The following is a 17,020-nucleotide window of genomic DNA, read 5'->3' as shown; positions in this document are numbered from 1 at the left end:
TCTCAAGGAACGGACGCTTCCTTCAGGCCCTTTTCACCAGGCCCTCCGGGCTTTCCCTTCGGTCTTGCGTTTCCAACTCTACCAGATCCTTTTCCCATTCCGTTTCCGGTTTGGATTTTCAGATCCAGCGGCCAGTTGGACCGGCCTTTTGCCTTTCGGCTGCTCCGACTTTATCAGAAGTTCTGAGTCGGAATTTCCCGCCCGTTTGATTCGGATGAACCGTTGGGGAACATGATCCGATGGCACGAATGCTTCGGGTTCCCCGTGGGCGGAGCCGTAAACCTACTGGAGCGGAGCGCCTCGATGCAAATCGAGGCGCTCCGCTCCGGGAAGTGCGACGTCAGACCCGTCAGACCTCGACGACGACCGGCAGGATCATGGGCCGGCGACGGTAGGTGTCGGAGACCCACTTGCCCACCGTGCGGCGGACGAGCTGCTGGAGCTGGTGGGGTTCGGCGACCCCGTCGGCGCCCGCCTTGGCGATGGCCTCCTCGACCCGGGGGAGGACCCCGTCGAAGGCCGAGTCGTCGATGCCGGAGCCGCGGGCCTGGATGTGCGGCCCGCCGACGACCTTGCCGGTGGTGGAGTCGACCACCACGAAGACGGAGATGATGCCCTCGTCGCCGAGGATGCGGCGGTCCTTGAGGGAGGACTCGGTGACATCGCCGACCGAGAGGCCGTCGACGTACACATATCCGGCCTGGACCTTGCCGACGATCCGGGCCCGGCCGTCGATCAGGTCGACCACGACGCCGTCCTCGGCGATGACGATGTGGTCCTTGGGGACGCCCGTCAGCGCTCCGAGCTCGGCGTTGGCACGCAGATGGCGCCATTCGCCGTGCACCGGCATGAGGTTCTTCGGCTTGCAGATGTTGTAGAAGTACAGCAGCTCGCCGGCCGAGGCGTGGCCCGAGACATGGACCTTGGCGTTGCCCTTGTGGATGACGTTGGCGCCCCAGCGGGTCAGGCCGTTGATCACGCGGTACACCGCGTTCTCGTTCCCCGGGATCAGGGAGGAGGCCAGGATGACGGTGTCGCCCTGGACGATCCGGATCTGGTGGTCGCGGTTGGCCATCCGGGACAGGGCCGCCATGGGCTCGCCCTGGGAACCCGTGCAGACGAGGACGACCTCGTGGTCGGGCAGGTCGTCAAGGCTTCTGACGTCCACCACCAGACCGGCCGGAACCCGGAGATAGCCCAGGTCACGGGCGATGCCCATGTTCCGGACCATGGAGCGGCCGACGAAGGCCACGCGCCGCCCGTACTCATGCGCGGCGTCCAGGATCTGCTGGATGCGGTGCACATGGCTGGCGAAGCTCGCCACGATGATGCGCTTGTTGGCGCCGGCGAAGACCTGCCGCAGGACATTGGAGATGTCCCGCTCGGGCGGGACGAATCCCGGGACCTCGGCATTGGTCGAGTCGGACAGCAGAAGGTCGATGCCCTCCTCGCTGAGCCGGGCGAAGGCGTGCAGGTCGGTGAGCCTGCCGTCCAGCGGAAGCTGGTCCATCTTGAAGTCGCCGGTGTGCACCACCATGCCGGCGGGGGTGCGGATGGCGACGGCCAGCGCGTCCGGGATGGAGTGGTTGACCGCGATGAACTCACAGTCGAAGGGGCCGATGCGCTCTCGGTTCCCCTCCACGACCTCCAGGGTGTACGGACGGATCCGGTGCTCCTGGAGCTTCGCCTCGATCAGCGCGAGGGTCAGCTTGGAGCCGATCAGCGGGATGTCCTGCTTCAGCCGGAGCAGATAGGGGACACCGCCGATGTGGTCTTCGTGACCATGGGTGAGGACGATGCCCTCGATGTCGTCGAGACGGTCCCGAAGCGTAGTGAAATCGGGCAGGATGAGATCGACTCCGGGCTGTTCGTCCTCGGGGAAGAGGACGCCGCAGTCGACGATGAGCAGGCGGCCCCCGTATTCGAAGACCGTCATGTTCCGGCCGATCTCACCGAGGCCGCCGAGCGGGGTGACCCGCAGGCCGCCCTTGGCGAGCTTCGGCGGGGCGCCGAGTTCTGGATGCGGATGACTCAAAAGACTCTCCTCACCACGTACGCCACGTACCTCGAAGGCACGTGGCGTACGTGACTGTCGTGCACTTGCTGTTGTCAGTGCGCCGACCGCGGAACGGCCGGTTGTCGTATGTGCTTCAGTTGTTCCTGTATTCAGTTGTGAAGTCTGTGGTCACAGCTGTACCCCGCCCGCGGCGAGGTCGATCTTCAGCTGGGCGGTTTCCTCCGGGGAGAGCTCCACGAGGGGGAGCCGGAGAGGGCCGGCGGGCAGGCCCTGGAGGGCCAGGGCGGCCTTGGTGGTGATGACGCCCTGGGTGCGGAACATGCCGGTGAAGACCGGCAGCAGCCGCTGGTGGATCTCGGTGGCCTTCTGGACGTCGCCGTTCACATGGGCGTCGAGGAGGGCGCACAGCTCGGGGGTGACGACATGGCCGACGACGGAGACGAAGCCGACCGCGCCGACCGAGAGCAGCGGGAGGTTGAGCATGTCGTCGCCCGAGTACCAGGCGAGGCCGCTGCGGGCGATGGCCCAGCTGGCGCGGCCGAGGTCGCCCTTGGCGTCCTTGTTGGCGACGATCCTGGGGTGCTCGGCGAGGCGGACGATCGTCTCGGTGTCGATCGGGACGCCGCTGCGGCCGGGGATGTCGTAGAGCATCACGGGCAGCTCGGTGGCGTCGGCGATGGCCGAGAAGTGACGGCGCAGGCCCTCTTGGGGGGGCTTGTTGTAGTACGGCGTGACCGCGAGCAGGCCGTGCGCTCCGGCGCGCTCGGCGGCGTGGGCGAGTTCGACGCTGTGGCGGGTGTCGTTGGTGCCGACACCGGCCACGATGGTGGCCCGGTCTCCGACCGCCTCCAGAACAGCCCGTACGAGCTGGTCTTTCTCCGCGTCGCTGGTGGTCGGGGACTCACCGGTGGTGCCGTTGATGATCAGGCCGTCGTTGCCCGCGTCCACCAGATGGGTCGCGAGGCGCTGCGCGCCGTCGATGTCGAGTGCGCCGTCCGCCGTGAAGGGCGTGACCATGGCGGTGAGGACCCGCCCGAAAGGGGTCTGCGGAGTGGAGATCGGAGCCATGGGTAACACGCTACTCGTTGCTCAGCACGCTGTGTCCCCTGGAGGGCGTGACGTACGTCGGGGCTGAAGGAGCCCGGCACTGCCTGCTCGGGGGGTCAAGCAGTGCCGGGTCCGTTTGATCAGCCTAGATGAACTTCATGAAACACCGCAATGCGGACACTTCGCCGGGGGAATCCGTACATCTGTGCCGTCGTACCGTCTCCTGGAAGGAAGCCTCACAGGTCAGACGGGGTGAGGCACGGTCTCACGGAGCGATACGGCCGTTGGCGTTGAAGGCGGCGTGAGTGAGCGGCATGAGCCGCGCCCACTGCTCCTCCATCTGCTCGCCGACCATCTCGATCTCCCGCTGCGGGAAGGACGGGACCTTCGCCAGCTCGTGCTGGGTGCGCAGGCCGAGGAAGTGCATCAGCGAGCGGGCGTTGCAGGTGGCGTACATCGAGGAGAAGAGTCCGACGGGGAGGACCGAGCGGGCGATCTCGCGGGCGATGCCGGCCGCCAGCATCTCCTGGTAGGTCTCGTAGGAGCGCCGGTAGGAGTCCTCCATGGCGTCGCTGACGACCTTGTGCTGCGCCGGGCTGCCGTCGACGAAGACGTACTTGCCGGGGCGGCCCTCCTGGACCAGCTTGCGGTCCTGGCCGGGGACGTAGAAGACCGGCTGGAGCTCCCGGTAGCGGCCCGACTCCTCGTTGTAGGACCAGCCCGCCCGGTGCCGCATGAACTCGCGGAAGACGAAGATCGGGGCGCTGATGAAGAAGGTCATCGAGTTGTGCTCGAAGGGGCTGCCGTGGCGGTCCCGCATCAGGAAGTTGATGAGTCCCTTGGAGCGCTCGGGGTCCTTCTGGAGCTCCTCCAGCGACTGCTCACCGGCCGTGGAGACACGGGCGGCCCACAGCACATCGGTGTCGGAAGCGCTGTGCTTCACCAGGTCCACGGTGACATCACCGCGGAAGCTGGGGGTCGCGGTCTCGGCGGGGGTGTCGGTCACCGGGTGGGTCCTTCCAAGGGCGTGAGCTGGGCGGCGACCACTCTAGTCCACCGGGTCGCCGTCACCGCCGACCCGTCTTCCTCGGTCGATTCGGTGAAATCGGGCACCGAATCGGCGTTTCGCGCGTCTGTACGAGTAGTGGACCGCTTCTGTGGCGGTCGCACCGTTCGTACCGTCATCGTTCCCGGATCGAGGAGAGTGCCCTGATGTTCCGCCGGCGGGAGACCGTTCCGTTCTCATTCGTCGCCGCGCCCGAGGCCGAGGCCGAGAGCTTCCGCAGCAATGTCGCTCCCCCGCCGCGTGAGCGTCCCAGCGCCTCCCAGCTCGCGGGTCGTGCGCTGATCGGGCTGACCCTCGCCGCCGGGCTGGCCGGGGCGCTGCTCTTCGGGCTCCCGGCGATGGAGTCCGGGCAGACCCCGGGGAACACTCAGCAGTCCGAGGCGACCGAGCGCCGTTGACACATACGGCCCCCCTGGGGTGGTCGACCGGTGAACGCCTCGGTAGCCTCACCCGTCACAGCCCCCGATCGAGTGTGCTGGTGAGTGAGGATCAGTCGTGCCCCTGCCCTTTCTGACGGCCGACCGTGCGTTCGACGCTTCGGATGATGTCGCGCTGCCGTTCGACGACCACGACCAGTGGCGGCGTCCCTACCGTCCGGGGCCCTGGCGGGTCGGGACGGCGGCCGTGCTGCTGCTGCTCGCCTCGTTCGTACTGATCGCCGCGATGATCATCGTGTTCGCGGGGGCGTTCTCCGGCGCGCTTCTCTGTCTGAGCGTCGGCGGGGTTCTTGTCGTGGTGGCCCTGCGGATGCTCCGGATGGGCGTGTGGGTGAGCCGGAACGGTCTGCGGAAGGTCGGTCTGCTGACCACGACCACCGTGCCGTGGGCCAAGGCGTCCGCCGTCCGGACCGTGCAGCAGCCGGTGCGGTGGCTGGGGCTGCCGAGGACGGTGCAGGGGCAGGCGCTGGTGCTGGCGCGTACCGGCCCCGGCGAGCCGATGGCGCTGCTGACCGACCACAACGCCGACTTCCTGTCGCGGGTGGAGGCGTTCGAGCGGGCCGCGGACACCGTGGAAGCCTGGTGGTCGGAGTACCGGCAGGGCTGAGAGGCTGAGAACTCGGCCGCGCGCTCCGGCCCGTCCGCCGGCACCGTCCCCGAAGGGGCGGGTCAGTGGACGGGCCGGCCCGCGTGCAGGGCGATCGCGCGCTGCATGGCCTTGCGGGCCCGGGGGGTGTCCCGGGCGTCGTGGTAGGCCACCGCCAGCCGGAACCAGCAGCGCCAGTCGTCCGGTGAGTCCTCGGTCTCGGCGCGGCGCAGCGCGAAGGCCGCGTCCGCCGCGTCGCGGTCGATGCGTCCGCCGGGGGTGCGGGCGAGATCGTCCACCGGCAGTCCGCCCTCGGCGTCCAGTTCGGCGGCGAGCCGGTTGGCCCTGGTGACGAACTGGGTGTTCTTCCAGAGGAACCAGACGCCGATCCCCGGCAGGATCAGCACCGTGAGCCCGAAGGCGACGGTGATCGGGGTGCCCTGCTGGATGAGCATCAGACCACGGCTGCCGACCAGGACGAAGTAGACGACGAGGACGGCTGCCGTGATCAGGTAGGTGATTTTCGCGCGCATGGGATCAGCCCAGGTCGAGGAAGTGTTCGAGGCCGAAGGTGAGGCCGGGGGCGGCCACGACACGGCGGACTCCGAGCAGGACGCCCGGCATGAAGCTGCTGTGGTGCAGGGAGTCGTGCCGGATGGTGAGGGTCTCGCCCTCGTCGCCGAGCAGGACTTCCTGGTGCGCGAGGAGACCCCGGAGCCGTACGGAGTGCACCGGGACCCCGTCCACATCGGCTCCGCGCGCGCCGTCCAGGGCGGTGACCGTGGCATCGGGCTGGGGGCCCAGGCCCGCCTCGGCGCGGGCGGCGGCGATGAGCTGGGCGGTGCGGGTGGCGGTGCCGCTGGGGGCGTCGGCCTTGTTCGGGTGGTGCAGCTCGATGACCTCGACGGACTCGAAGTAGCGGGCCGCCCGCTGGGCGAAGGCCATGGTGAGGACCGCGCCGATGGAGAAGTTCGGGGCGATGAGCACCCCGGTCTCCGGGGACGCGTCGAGCGAGGCTCCCAGCTGTGCGAGGCGGTCCTCGGTCCAGCCGGTGGTGCCGACGACCGCGTGGATGCCGTGGCGTACGCAGAAGTCGAGGTTGCCCATCACCGAGGCGGGGGTGGTCAGCTCGACGGCCACCTGCGCCCCGGCCTCGACCAGGGTCTCCAGCCGGTCGCCCCGGCCGAGGGCGGCGACCAGCTCCATGTCCTCGGCGGCTTCCACGGCTCGTACCGCTTCCGAGCCGATCCGGCCCCTGGCTCCGACGACCGCCACGCGCAACTTGCTCATCAGTGTCTTTCCTTCGGGAGTCTCGGGATTGTTCAGGAGACCGTCTCGTGGAGGCGGTCGGCCTGGCGGTCCTTGAGCGGGCCGATGACCGCGAGCGAGGGACGGTGGCCGAGGACGTCGGCCGCGACCTCGCGTACCTCGTCGGGGGTGACGGCCGCGATCCTGGCGAGCATGGAGTCCACCGACATCTGGGTTCCCCAGCACAGTTCGCTCTTGCCGATACGGTTCATCAGCGCGCCGGTGTCCTCCAGGCCGAGCACGGTGGAGCCGGAGAGCTGGCCGATGGCCCGGCGGATCTCGTCGTCCGTGAGGCCGTCGGAGGCGACCTTGTCCAGTTCGTCCCGGCAGATCTTGAGGACGTCGTGGACCTGGCTGGGCCGGCAGCCCGCGTAGACGCCGAAGAGTCCGCAGTCGGCGAAGCCCGAGGTGTACGAGTACACGCTGTAGGCGAGGCCGCGCTTCTCCCGTACCTCCTGGAAGAGACGGGAGGACATGCCGCCGCCGAGGGCGGTGTTCAGCACGCCGAGCGCCCAGCGGCGCTCGTCGGTGCGGGCGAGGCCGGGCATGCCGAGGACGACATGGGCCTGCTCGGTCTTGCGGTTCTGGAGTTCGACCCGGCCCGCGGTGCGCACCGAGCGGCGGCCGTCGCGGGGTTCGAGCGGGACGGCGTCTGTACGGGTCAGCGCGCCGGCCTTCTCGAAGGCGCGGCGGACCTGGCGTACGACGGTGGCGTGGTCGACATTGCCCGCGGCGGCGACGACCAGATGGGTCGGGTCGTAGTGCTTCTGGTAGAAGCGGCGGACGCGCTCGGCGGTCAGGGCGTTGACGGTGTCGACGGTGCCGAGGACCGGGCGGCCGAGGGGGGTGTCGCCGAACATGGTGTGCGCGAAGAGGTCGTGCACACAGTCGCCCGGGTCGTCCTCGGTCATGGCGATCTCTTCGAGGATCACCCCGCGCTCGGCGTCCACGTCCTCCTGGAGGATCAGCGAACCGGTGAGCATGTCGCAGACGACGTCGATGGCGAGCGGCAGATCGGTGTCGAGCACCCGGGCGTAGTAGCAGGTGTACTCCTTCGCCGTGAAGGCGTTCATCTCGCCGCCGACCGCGTCGATCGCGGAGGAGATGTCGAGGGCGGAGCGGCGCTCGGTGCCCTTGAAGAGGAGGTGCTCCAGATAGTGCGTGGCGCCGTTGAGGGACGGCGTCTCGTCACGGGAGCCGACGTGGGCCCAGATGCCGAAGGTGGCGGAGCGTACGGACGGCAGGGTCTCGGTGACGATGCGCAGGCCACCGGGGAGGGTGGTGCGACGGACCGTGCCGATGCCGTTCTCGCCCTGGAGAAGTGTTTGGGTACGGGCGATGGGCCGCGCCTTCCCAGAGGCGCGGGCCGTCGCTCGGGGACTGCGCGACGTCACTTGGCAGCGTCGTCCTTCGTGTCGTCGCCGGCGGCCTCGCCGTCGATCACGGGGATCAGGGAGAGCTTGCCGCGGGAGTCGATCTCCGCGATCTCCACCTGGACCTTGGAGCCGACCGCGAGCACGTCCTCGACGTTCTCCACGCGCTTGCCACCGGCGAGCTTGCGGATCTGCGAGATGTGCAGCAGGCCGTCCTTGCCCGGGAGCAGGGAGACGAAGGCGCCGAAGGTGGTGGTCTTGACGACCGTACCCAGGTAGCGCTCGCCGACCTCCGGCATCGTCGGGTTGGCGATGCTGTTGATCGTGGCGCGGGCGGCCTCGGCGGCCGGGCCGTCGGCGGCACCGATGTAGATGGTGCCGTCGTCCTCGATCGTGATCTCGGCGCCGGTGTCCTCCTGGATCTGGTTGATCATCTTGCCCTTGGGGCCGATGACCTCGCCGATCTTGTCCACGGGGATCTTGACGGTGATGATCCGCGGGGCGTTGGGGGACATCTCGTCCGGCGTGTCGATCGCTTCCATCATCACGTCGAGGATGTGGAGGCGGGCGTCACGGGCCTGCTTGAGGGCGGCGGCCAGGACGGAGGCCGGGATGCCGTCGAGCTTGGTGTCGAGCTGGAGGGCGGTGACGAACTCCTTGGTGCCGGCGACCTTGAAGTCCATGTCGCCGAAGGCGTCCTCCGCACCGAGGATGTCGGTGAGGGCGACGTAGTGCGTCTTGCCGTCGATCTCCTGGGAGATCAGACCCATGGCGATACCGGCGACGGGGGCCTTCAGCGGCACACCGGCGTTCAGCAGCGACATGGTGGAGGCGCAGACCGAGCCCATGGAGGTGGAGCCGTTGGAGCCGAGGGCCTCGGAGACCTGACGGATCGCGTACGGGAACTCCTCGCGCGTCGGCAGCACCGGCACGATGGCGCGCTCGGCGAGCGCGCCGTGGCCGATCTCGCGGCGCTTCGGCGAACCGACGCGGCCGGTCTCGCCGACGGAGTAGGGCGGGAAGTTGTAGTTGTGCATGTAGCGCTTGCGGGTCACCGGGGAGAGGGTGTCCAGCTGCTGCTCCATGCGGAGCATGTTCAGGGTGGTGACGCCCAGGATCTGGGTCTCGCCACGCTCGAACAGCGCGGAGCCGTGCACGCGCGGGATGGCCTCGACCTCGGCGGCGAGCGTACGGATGTCCGTGACGCCGCGGCCGTCGATGCGGACCTTGTCCTTGATGACGCGCTCGCGCACCAGGTTCTTGGTCAGCGAGCGGTAGGCGGCGGAGATCTCCTTCTCGCGGCCCTCGAAGGCCGGGAGGAGCTTCTCGGCGGCCAGCTCCTTGACGCGGTCCAGCTCGGCCTCGCGGTCCTGCTTGCCCGCGATGGTGAGCGCCTGGGCCAGCTCGCCCTTGACGGCCGAGGACAGCGCGTCGTAGACGTCGTCCTGGTAGTCCAGGAAGACCGGGAACTCGCCCTCGGGCTTGGCGGCCTTGGCGGCGAGGTCGGACTGGGCCTTGCAGAGCGCCTTGATGAAGGGCTTCGCGGCCTCAAGACCGGCGGCGACGACCTCCTCGGTGGGGGCCTCGGCGCCGTCCTTGACGAGCTGGATGGTCTTCGTGGTGGCCTCGGCCTCGACCATCATGATCGCGACATCGCCGTCGTCGAGGACCCGGCCGGCGACGACCATGTCGAAGACGGCGTCCTCCAGCTCGGTGTGGGTCGGGAAGCCGACCCACTGGCCCTTGATCAGCGCGACACGGGTGCCGCCGATCGGGCCCGAGAAGGGCAGGCCGGCCAGCTGCGTGGAGCAGGAGGCGGCGTTGATCGCAACCACGTCGTACAGGTGGTCGGGGTTGAGCGCCATGATCGTCTCAACGATCTGGATCTCGTTGCGCAGGCCCTTCTTGAAGGAGGGGCGCAGCGGGCGGTCGATCAGGCGGCAGGTGAGGATCGCGTCCTCGGAGGGCCGGCCCTCGCGGCGGAAGAAGGAGCCGGGGATCTTGCCGGCCGCGTACTGCCGCTCCTCGACGTCCACCGTGAGGGGGAAGAAGTCGAGCTGGTCCTTGGGCTTCTTGGAGGCGGTGGTGGCCGACAGCACCATGGTGTCGTCGTCCAGGTACGCCACGGCGGAGCCGGCGGCCTGCTTGGCCAGGCGGCCCGTCTCGAAGCGGATGGTGCGGGTGCCGAAGGTGCCGTTGTCAATGACGGCCTCGGCGTAGTGGGTCTCGTTCTCCACTAGCGTTTTCTCCGTTACTTTGCGTCTTTCGTCCCCTCGCCCGTGTGGCGGGAGGACCTGCGGAGAAGCTCTCGTACTGGGCCGGTCTTCGATCGAAGCACCCGGGGTTGTCCGCTCCGGGAGCCACTACCGAGGACCGGCGGCGGCGAGTCGGCTTCTCACTCGTTCAGTGGTGCATTGTGTCGTTCGGTACTGCTCTGTGTGCGACCAGACTAATTGCCGTCCGGTGTGTCGCGCACGTACAGCGGGTCACGCGGTCGCACCGGGTGCGGCCGGGCCGTGACTGTCTGTACAGCGTGTACGCGGCGTACATCGTGTACGCGGCGCACATTCCGTACACCGTGTACAGCGAATACGCCGTGTACAGCAAAAGGGAGCGGCCCCCTGTTCAGTGGGAACCGCTCCCTCCACGGCGTTTTACTTGGCGCCGCCGGCCGCACCGCGGCGGATGCCGAGGCGGTCGACCAGGGCACGGAAGCGCTGGATGTCCTTCTTGGCCAGGTACTGGAGAAGGCGGCGGCGCTGGCCGACGAGGATCAGCAGACCACGGCGGGAGTGGTGGTCGTGCTTGTGGGTCTTGAGGTGCTCGGTCAGGTCCGAGATACGGCGCGAGAGCATGGCGACCTGGACCTCGGGGGAGCCGGTGTCGCCCTCCTTGGTGCCGAACTCGGTCATGATCTGCTTCTTGGTAGCGGCGTCGAGAGACACTCGGTACTCCTCTTGTGGTGTTCTACGCGCCCACGAGTGCCCCTGGTCTGTTACTCAGGGGAGCTTCCGTGACTCGGAGGCGAAGGTCCGATGGGCGCAGCTCCCAGGACATCCCGGGAACGCGTACACAAACGGCCGTCACCCAGCGTACCAGTCCCTCCGGCGGGCTCCCCCGGCGGCCGTCGCGCGCGCTCAGGAGCACACGCTCAGGAAGTGGTGGCGCGGATCGCGTGGTAGACGTCGAAGACCGCGAGGGTCAGCGGGATGAGGGTGAGCAGTACGCAGGTCTCGGCGATCTCCAGGAAGCGGCCCCAGAAGGGGGTGACTCCGGTGCGCGGGACGATCAGTCCGACGGCGGTGATCAGGGCGGCGACGAGGGCGACGGCAGCGGCGAGCCAGACCGTACGGATGTCGAGGCCGGAGCTGTCGCCGCGGAGGGCTGCGCGCATCAGGGCCTCCGGCGGGTTGAGGCAGAGGCCGAGGCCGAGCAGGAGCAGCGAGCCGAGGCCGGCGGCGAGCGAGCAGCCGACCTGGGCGGTGTAGCGGAAGAGGTGGGCCCGCATCAGCATGGACACCCCGGTGGCGAGGGCGAGGAGCTGTGCCCAGACGCTGTCGGAGAAGCCGAGGACGGCGGCGGATCCCACGGCGACCAGCGCGCAGCCGCCGACGAGGCCGACGAGCAGTTCGTGGCCGCGGCGGGCCTGGGCGGCGATGCGGCGGGCGTCGACGGGGCCCTGGGGCTCGGGTTCGGATCCGTAGTCGCCGATGGTGGTGCGGGGAGGGTCGAAGCCGATGGGCAGCCGGGCGAAGCGGGTGGAGAGGCCGGGCAGGAAGGCGAGGGCTCCGACGGCGAGGGGGGCGCAGAGGGCGGCGGTCTCGGCGGGGCTCAGCCGGTAGGCGATCGCGAGGAAGGCCGCGAGGACCCCGATGGCGGCGGCGAGGACGAAGGCGACGAAGGGGCCGTCGCCGCCGGGGGCGACGATGGTGAGGATCACGGCGACCACCAGCACGGCGGCGCAGGCGAGCAGGAAGTGGAGCCGGCCGACGCCCTGTCCGTCGGCGGGCGGCAGCAGTCCGGATCCGGCGACGGCCGCGTTGGCCATCGCGCCGATGCCCAGGGCGACGGCCGACGCCCGGTCGTCGTACACCCGTGCGCGTACGCAGGCGAGGGCGAGGAGCAGCACTCCGGCGACGGCGGCCAGGATGCCCTGGAGGCCGTTGGTGTCGTGGCCGGGGGCCAAGGACCACAGGACGAAGGCGAGCAGCAGGAGCAGGGTCGCGCCGCCGAAGAGGCCGGCCCCGCGCATCAGCGCGTCGCTCCACAGGGTGCGGTCGCGGGCGACGGCGGTGGCGACGGCGTCGGTGACGTCGTCGAAGACGGCGGGGGGCAGGGATTCGGCGAAGGGACGCAGGGAGAGCAGCTCGCCGTCGAGGATGCGCTGCGCGCCGAGCGTGCGAGCGCCGTCGAGGACGGTGCCGTCGCGGCGGACCAGGTGGTAGCCGACGGGGGCGCCGGGGGCGGGGCTCTGGCCGGAGAGCCGGAGGATCTCCGGGTAGAGGTCGGCGACGGCGATGTCCTCGGGGAGGGCGACGTCGACGCGGCTGTCGGGGGCGACGACGGTCACCCGGCAGAAGCCGGTTCCGCCGCCGGACGAGGTCGCCTGTCCGGTGTGGCCGGCTCCGGTGGCCGCCGCTCGGGCCGTCATGCTCACCTGCTGCATCCCCTCGTGATCTCTGACAACATCTCTGACAACTCTGGAACTCTCCCGCGGATCCGTCCGCGGTCGCGACACGGTTCGAACTGGATCCCGCACTGCTGGTTTCGCAACGCGGTCCGCACCGCGCCGCGGTTCGTACGGTCCGCACGGTGTTCAACGCTGTGCCGCACGCCGAGCTGTGCCGCACCGCCGATTCGCGTTTCCCGCGGCGCTTCTCACGGCGGTTCAGCCGGTTCGCGAACGCGTCGCGCCACCCTACCGCCCGCCCCGGCGCGCCGCCGCAAGTAGGATCCGTCCCCGCGGACGGAGCCCGTCGCCACGGGGGCGCCGATAGGAACATTTCCGTCCGGCAAGGGAATTGGTGAGCTTGTGAGTCAGATCGTCGTCAAGCGGCCACCACGGGCCCTGCCTTCCGAGGTGCCCGGCGAGCACGTGCAGCTGCAACCCCCTCCCGAGCTGCCGCGAGGGCAGCAGGAGGGCGCGCTGATGCAGCTGTTGCCGATGCTGGGCATGGGCGGTTCGGTCGTCTTCTTCTTCATCACGCCGAATCCGATCATGCGGATCATGGGAATGATCATGATCGCGTCGACGATAGCCATGGCCATCGCGATGCTGGTCCGCCATCGGCGGGGCACCCAGGGCGAACTGGCCGATCTGCGCCGGGACTATCTGAAGTATCTGACGCAGACCCGGCGGGGCGTGCTGCGCACCGCGCGTCTCCAGCGCGACGCCCAGTTCTATCTGCATCCGTCGCCCGAGCAGCTGTGGGCGCTGGTGGCGGAGGGCAGCCGGCTGTGGGAACGGCGCATCGGCGACGCCGACTTCGGACAGGTGCGCATCGGGCTCGGCAGCCAGCAGCTCGCCACTCCGCTGATCGCCCCCGAGACCGCGCCGGTGGACGAGCTGGAGCCGCTGACGGCGGGGGCGATGCGCCAGTTCCTGACGGCGCACGGCACGCTCGACGGGCTGCCGATGGCCGTGTCGCTGCGCGCTTTCTACCATCTGACGATCAGCGGTGAGACCGAGTCGGTACGGGCCACCGCCCGGTCGTTGACGGGCTCGCTCGTCTCGCTGCACTCCCCCGAGGATCTGGTCGTCGCGGTCGCCGCCGGGCCGGACGCCGCGCCGCACTGGGAGTGGGCGAAGTGGCTTCCGCATGTGCAGGCCCCTGGGCCGGGCGACGGCGCGGGCAGCCGCCGTCTGATCACGACGGACGCGCACGAGCTGGACGAGATGCTGGCGGCGCTGCTGGAGGAGCGGCCCCGGTTCGGCGGGAATCCCCTGCTGGACCAGCCGCATGTGGTGGTGATCCTCGACGGCCGGTCCGTTCCCGCCGGTTCCGCGCTGGCCGCCGCCGAGGGACTTCAGGGGGTGACGGTCATCGAGGTCGTCCCGGGTGAGGCGACGGGGCCGCGCGGCGGTCTGTCCATCACCGTCCAGCCCGACGCGCTGCGGCTGGAGTCGGGGCACGGGCTGGTCTACGACGGGGTGCCCGACCTGCTCAGCCCGCCGGCGGCCGAGGCGCTGGCCCGCCAGCTCGCTCCGCTGCGGGTGGGCACCGGCGGCGACGACGACCAGCCGCTGCTGGCCAATCTGGACTTCACCGATCTGCTGAATCTGGGGGACGCGGCCTCGGTCGACGTCAGCCGCACCTGGCGGCCCCGGTCCCAGTCGGAGCGGCTGCGCGTCCCCATCGGCGTCGGCGAGGACGGCGCGCCGGTGATGCTGGACCTCAAGGAGGCCGCGCAGGAGGGCATGGGCCCGCACGGCCTGTGCGTGGGCGCGACCGGTTCCGGCAAGTCGGAGCTGCTGCGGACGCTGGTGCTCGGCCTCGCCGTCACCCACTCCTCGGAGACGCTCAACTTCGTCCTCGCGGACTTCAAGGGCGGCGCGACCTTCGCCGGAATGTCGCAGATGCCGCACGTGGCCGCGGTGATCACCAACCTGGCGGACGATCTGACGCTGGTGGACCGGATGGGCGACTCCATCCGCGGTGAGCTGAACCGGCGGCAGGAGATGCTCCGCGACGCGGGCAACTACGCCAACATCCACGACTACGAGAAGGCCCGGGCGGCGGGCGCGCCCCTCCAGCCCATCCCCTCGCTGGTGCTGGTCATCGACGAGTTCAGCGAGCTGCTGACCGCCATGCCCGACTTCATCGAGATGTTCGTGCAGATCGGCCGGATCGGCCGGTCCCTCGGGGTCCATCTGCTGCTGGCCTCCCAGCGGCTGGAGGAGGGCAGGCTGCGCGGCCTGGAGACCTACCTCTCGTACCGGATCGGTCTGCGCACCTTCTCCGCGGCCGAGTCGCGGGCGGCGCTGGGCGTACCGGACGCCTATACGCTGCCGAACGTCCCCGGTTCGGGGTATCTGAAGTACGGCACGGACGAGATGGTGCGGTTCAAGGCCGCCTACGTCTCCGGGGTCTACCGCGCGGGCGCCCACCGGGCCGCCTCGGGCGGGCCGCTCCCGGTGGACCGCAGGCCGGTGCCGTTCACCGCCGCGCCGGTGCCGGTGCGGTACGCCGCGCCCGCGCCCGGTCCCTCCGTGCCGGACGCGCGCGCCGCCGAGGACGACGCCCTGGCCGACTCCGTACTCGACGTGGTCGTACGCCGGCTGGAGGGCCGGGGGGCCGAGGCGCACCAGGTGTGGCTGCCGCCGCTGGACAATCCCCCGCCGCTGGACGAGCTGCTGCCGGGGCTCGCGAACGTGCCCGGCCGGGGGCTCACCCAGCCCGGGTACGAGGGGGCCGGCCGGCTGGTCGTGCCGCTGGGCGTGGTGGACAAGCCGTTCGAGCAGCGCCGCGACACCCTGTACCGGGACTTCTCCGGCGCGGCCGGTCATATGCAGATCGTCGGCGGCCCGCAGTCGGGCAAATCGACCCTGCTGCGCACGCTCGTCTCCGGTTTCGCGCTGACCCACACCCCGCAGGAGGTGCAGTTCTACGGGCTCGACTTCGGCGGCGGCGGGCTCTCCGCGACCGCCGGTCTCCCGCATGTCGGCGGGGTGGCCTCCCGGCTCGACCCCGAGCGGGTACGGCGGACGGTCGCCGAGGTGTACGGGATCCTCGCGCGCCGCGAGGAGTACTTCCGCAGTGCGGGCATCGACTCCATCGCCACCTTCCGCAGGATGCGGGCGCGCGGCGAGATCTCGGCGGCGGAGCAGCCCTGGGGAGACGTCTTCCTGCTCATCGACGGCTGGGGCAACTTCCGCTCCGACTACGAGGGCCTGGAGCCCGCCGTCCTGGAGATCGCGGCGCGCGGGCTGGGCTACGGCATCCATCTGGTCCTGACGGCCTCCCGCTCCATGGAGGTGCGCGCCAACCTCAAGGACCATCTGATGAACCGGCTCGAACTGCGGCTCGGCGACACCATGGACTCCGAACTGGACCGGAAGGCGGCCGTCAATGTGCCGACCGGAGTCCCGGGGCGCGGGCTGACACCGGAGAAGCTGCACTTCATGGCGGCGGTCCCCAGGATCGACGGAATGAGTTCCGCAGGCGATCTCTCCGAGGCCACCTCCGCGATGAACCAGGAGGTCAGCCGTCACTGGACGGCCCCCGGCGCGCCCCAGGTGCGGCTGCTGCCGCGCGAGCTGCCCGCCGGGCACCTGCCCCCGGGCTCGGCCGACCCGAGGCGCGGGGTCGCCTTCGCCATCGACGAGAACAACCTGGAGCCGGTCTTCGCCAATTTCGAGCGCGATCCCTTCTTCCTGGTCTTCGGCGAGAGCGAGTCGGGGAAGTCGAATCTCCTGCGTCTCCTCATCACCCAGCTGAGCCGCCGGTACGAGGGCGACGCCTGCAAGTTCTTCGTGATCGACAACCGTCGCGGGCTGCTGGACGTCACCCCGCCGACGCATCTGGCCGAGTACGTCCCCATGTCCAACAACATGGACCACCATGTGGACGCCCTCTTCGACCTGATGCAGCGGCGCACCCCGGCGGCCGATGTCACGGCCCAGCAGCTGCGGGACCGCAGCTGGTGGCGGGGCCCGTCCGTGTTCGTCGTCGTCGACGACTACGACCTGGTGTCCACCTCCAGCGGCAACCCGCTGAGCAAGCTCACCGAGCTGCTGCCCTTCGCCCGTGACGTCGGCGTCCGCTTCATCATCGCCCGCAGCTCCGCGGGCGCCAGCCGCGCCGCGTACGAGCCCTTCATGCAGCGGATGACGGAACTCGGCGCGCAGGGCGTGCTGCTCTCCGGCGACCCGCAGGAGGGCGACATCCTCGGCGGTGTGCGCATGCGGCCGATGCCCGCCGGCCGAGGTGTCTTCGTCTCCCGGCAGCGGGGGAATCCGCTGGTGCAGACGGGGCTGATGCCGCCGGACGAGCAGATCTGACGGATCTGACGATACGTACGTACGGAGGCAGGTAATAAGCGCCGAGGGGGAGTCTCGCGGGTCATGTGGATCCTGTGAACTCCCCCTCAGCCCTTGCTTCGCGTCAATAGGCTTGTCCGACGAGTCGGGCGACGGGGGTGCCGGTGGAGTACCGCCCTGCCCATGGGTACGGCGAAGGGGTCCTC

Annotated in this window: 13 protein-coding genes; 4 read left to right on the top strand and 9 right to left on the bottom strand. The window is 69.8% G+C overall.

Features of this window, described 5'->3' with window-relative positions; translation table 11 throughout:
* A partial coding sequence (locus IE247_RS34460; RefSeq protein WP_229869299.1) for a hypothetical protein occupies nt 1–235 on the top strand: 235 nt, incomplete at its 5' end.
* Between the two features lie 114 nt (nt 236–349).
* Here the strand turns inward: IE247_RS34460 and IE247_RS23735 are convergent.
* The 3 genes from IE247_RS23735 to thyX form a co-directional block, all read right to left on the bottom strand.
* Nucleotides 350–2,035, bottom strand: coding sequence for a ribonuclease J (locus tag IE247_RS23735; RefSeq protein WP_190125274.1), 1,686 nt, complete (start codon nt 2,033–2,035; stop codon nt 350–352).
* A 150-nt stretch (nt 2,036–2,185) separates the two neighbouring features.
* A complete protein-coding gene (gene dapA, locus IE247_RS23730; protein ID WP_190125273.1) occupies nt 2,186–3,085 on the bottom strand; it encodes a 4-hydroxy-tetrahydrodipicolinate synthase in 900 nt (299 codons plus the stop codon).
* A 244-nt stretch (nt 3,086–3,329) separates the two neighbouring features.
* The gene (gene thyX / locus IE247_RS23725; RefSeq protein WP_190125272.1) at nt 3,330–4,070 is read right to left on the bottom strand and encodes an FAD-dependent thymidylate synthase; all 741 of its coding nucleotides are present in this window, start codon (nt 4,068–4,070) and stop codon (nt 3,330–3,332) included.
* Nucleotides 4,071–4,276: 206 nt separating this feature from the next.
* Here thyX and IE247_RS23720 point away from each other — a divergent pair, with 206 nt between their 5' ends.
* Entirely contained in the window at nt 4,277–4,528 is a 252-nt protein-coding gene (locus IE247_RS23720; protein WP_190125271.1) for a hypothetical protein, read from the top strand.
* A 97-nt stretch (nt 4,529–4,625) separates the two neighbouring features.
* Nucleotides 4,626–5,174, top strand: coding sequence for an SCO5741 family PH domain-containing membrane protein (locus IE247_RS23715; RefSeq protein WP_190125270.1), 549 nt, complete (start codon nt 4,626–4,628; stop codon nt 5,172–5,174).
* Nucleotides 5,175–5,236: 62 nt separating this feature from the next.
* Here the strand turns inward: IE247_RS23715 and IE247_RS23710 are convergent, their stop codons facing one another.
* The 6 genes from IE247_RS23710 to eccD all read right to left on the bottom strand — a co-directional run bounded on the left by IE247_RS23710 (nt 5,237) and on the right by eccD (nt 12,485).
* Nucleotides 5,237–5,686: a tetratricopeptide repeat protein gene (locus IE247_RS23710; protein ID WP_190125269.1), complete on the bottom strand. Its 450-nt coding sequence runs from the start codon at nt 5,684–5,686 to the stop codon at nt 5,237–5,239.
* 4 nt (nt 5,687–5,690) lie between these two features.
* Nucleotides 5,691–6,443 carry a 4-hydroxy-tetrahydrodipicolinate reductase gene (gene dapB, locus IE247_RS23705; protein WP_190125268.1) on the bottom strand — a complete coding sequence of 251 codons (753 nt, stop codon included), beginning with the start codon at nt 6,441–6,443 and terminating at the stop codon, nt 5,691–5,693.
* 32 nt (nt 6,444–6,475) lie between these two features.
* Complete coding sequence (locus IE247_RS23700; protein ID WP_190125267.1) at nt 6,476–7,855, bottom strand: M16 family metallopeptidase; 1,380 nt, start codon at nt 7,853–7,855, stop codon at nt 6,476–6,478.
* Complete coding sequence (locus IE247_RS23695; protein ID WP_190125266.1) at nt 7,852–10,071, bottom strand: polyribonucleotide nucleotidyltransferase; 2,220 nt, start codon at nt 10,069–10,071, stop codon at nt 7,852–7,854. Before IE247_RS23695 ends, IE247_RS23700 begins: the two co-directional genes overlap by 4 nt.
* Before the next feature lie 417 nt (nt 10,072–10,488).
* A complete protein-coding gene (gene rpsO / locus IE247_RS23690) occupies nt 10,489–10,779 on the bottom strand; it encodes a 30S ribosomal protein S15 (protein ID WP_093600212.1) in 291 nt (96 codons plus the stop codon).
* Between the two features lie 206 nt (nt 10,780–10,985).
* The gene (gene eccD / locus IE247_RS23685) at nt 10,986–12,485 is read right to left on the bottom strand and encodes a type VII secretion integral membrane protein EccD (RefSeq protein ID WP_190125265.1); all 1,500 of its coding nucleotides are present in this window, start codon (nt 12,483–12,485) and stop codon (nt 10,986–10,988) included.
* A gap of 381 nt (nt 12,486–12,866) precedes the next feature.
* On the opposite strand from eccD, the gene eccCa reads away from it, so the two are divergent.
* On the top strand, nt 12,867–16,835 hold the full coding sequence (eccCa, locus tag IE247_RS23680) for a type VII secretion protein EccCa (RefSeq protein ID WP_190125264.1): 3,969 nt from the start codon (nt 12,867–12,869) through the stop codon (nt 16,833–16,835).
* The last annotated feature ends 185 nt before the right edge of the window (nt 16,836–17,020 follow it).

The organism is Streptomyces inusitatus (genome assembly GCF_014651115.1).
Lineage (GTDB): Bacteria > Actinomycetota > Actinomycetes > Streptomycetales > Streptomycetaceae > Streptomyces > Streptomyces amakusaensis.
Note: the sequence above shows the minus strand (reverse complement) of the source record. Positions and strands in the feature narration are given on the sequence as shown.

What these genes read in the sequence shown, in the direction of transcription:
- dapA (WP_190125273.1), bottom strand. Translation starts at nt 3,085, where the DNA reads ATGGCTCCGATCTCCACTCCGCAGACCCCTTTCGGGCGGGTCCTCACC.
- IE247_RS23710 (WP_190125269.1), bottom strand. Translation starts at nt 5,686, where the DNA reads ATGCGCGCGAAAATCACCTACCTGATCACGGCAGCCGTCCTCGTCGTC.
- eccD (WP_190125265.1), bottom strand. Translation starts at nt 12,485, where the DNA reads ATGACGGCCCGAGCGGCGGCCACCGGAGCCGGCCACACCGGACAGGCG.
- dapB (WP_190125268.1), bottom strand. Translation starts at nt 6,443, where the DNA reads ATGAGCAAGTTGCGCGTGGCGGTCGTCGGAGCCAGGGGCCGGATCGGC.
- IE247_RS23720 (WP_190125271.1), top strand. Translation starts at nt 4,277, where the DNA reads ATGTTCCGCCGGCGGGAGACCGTTCCGTTCTCATTCGTCGCCGCGCCC.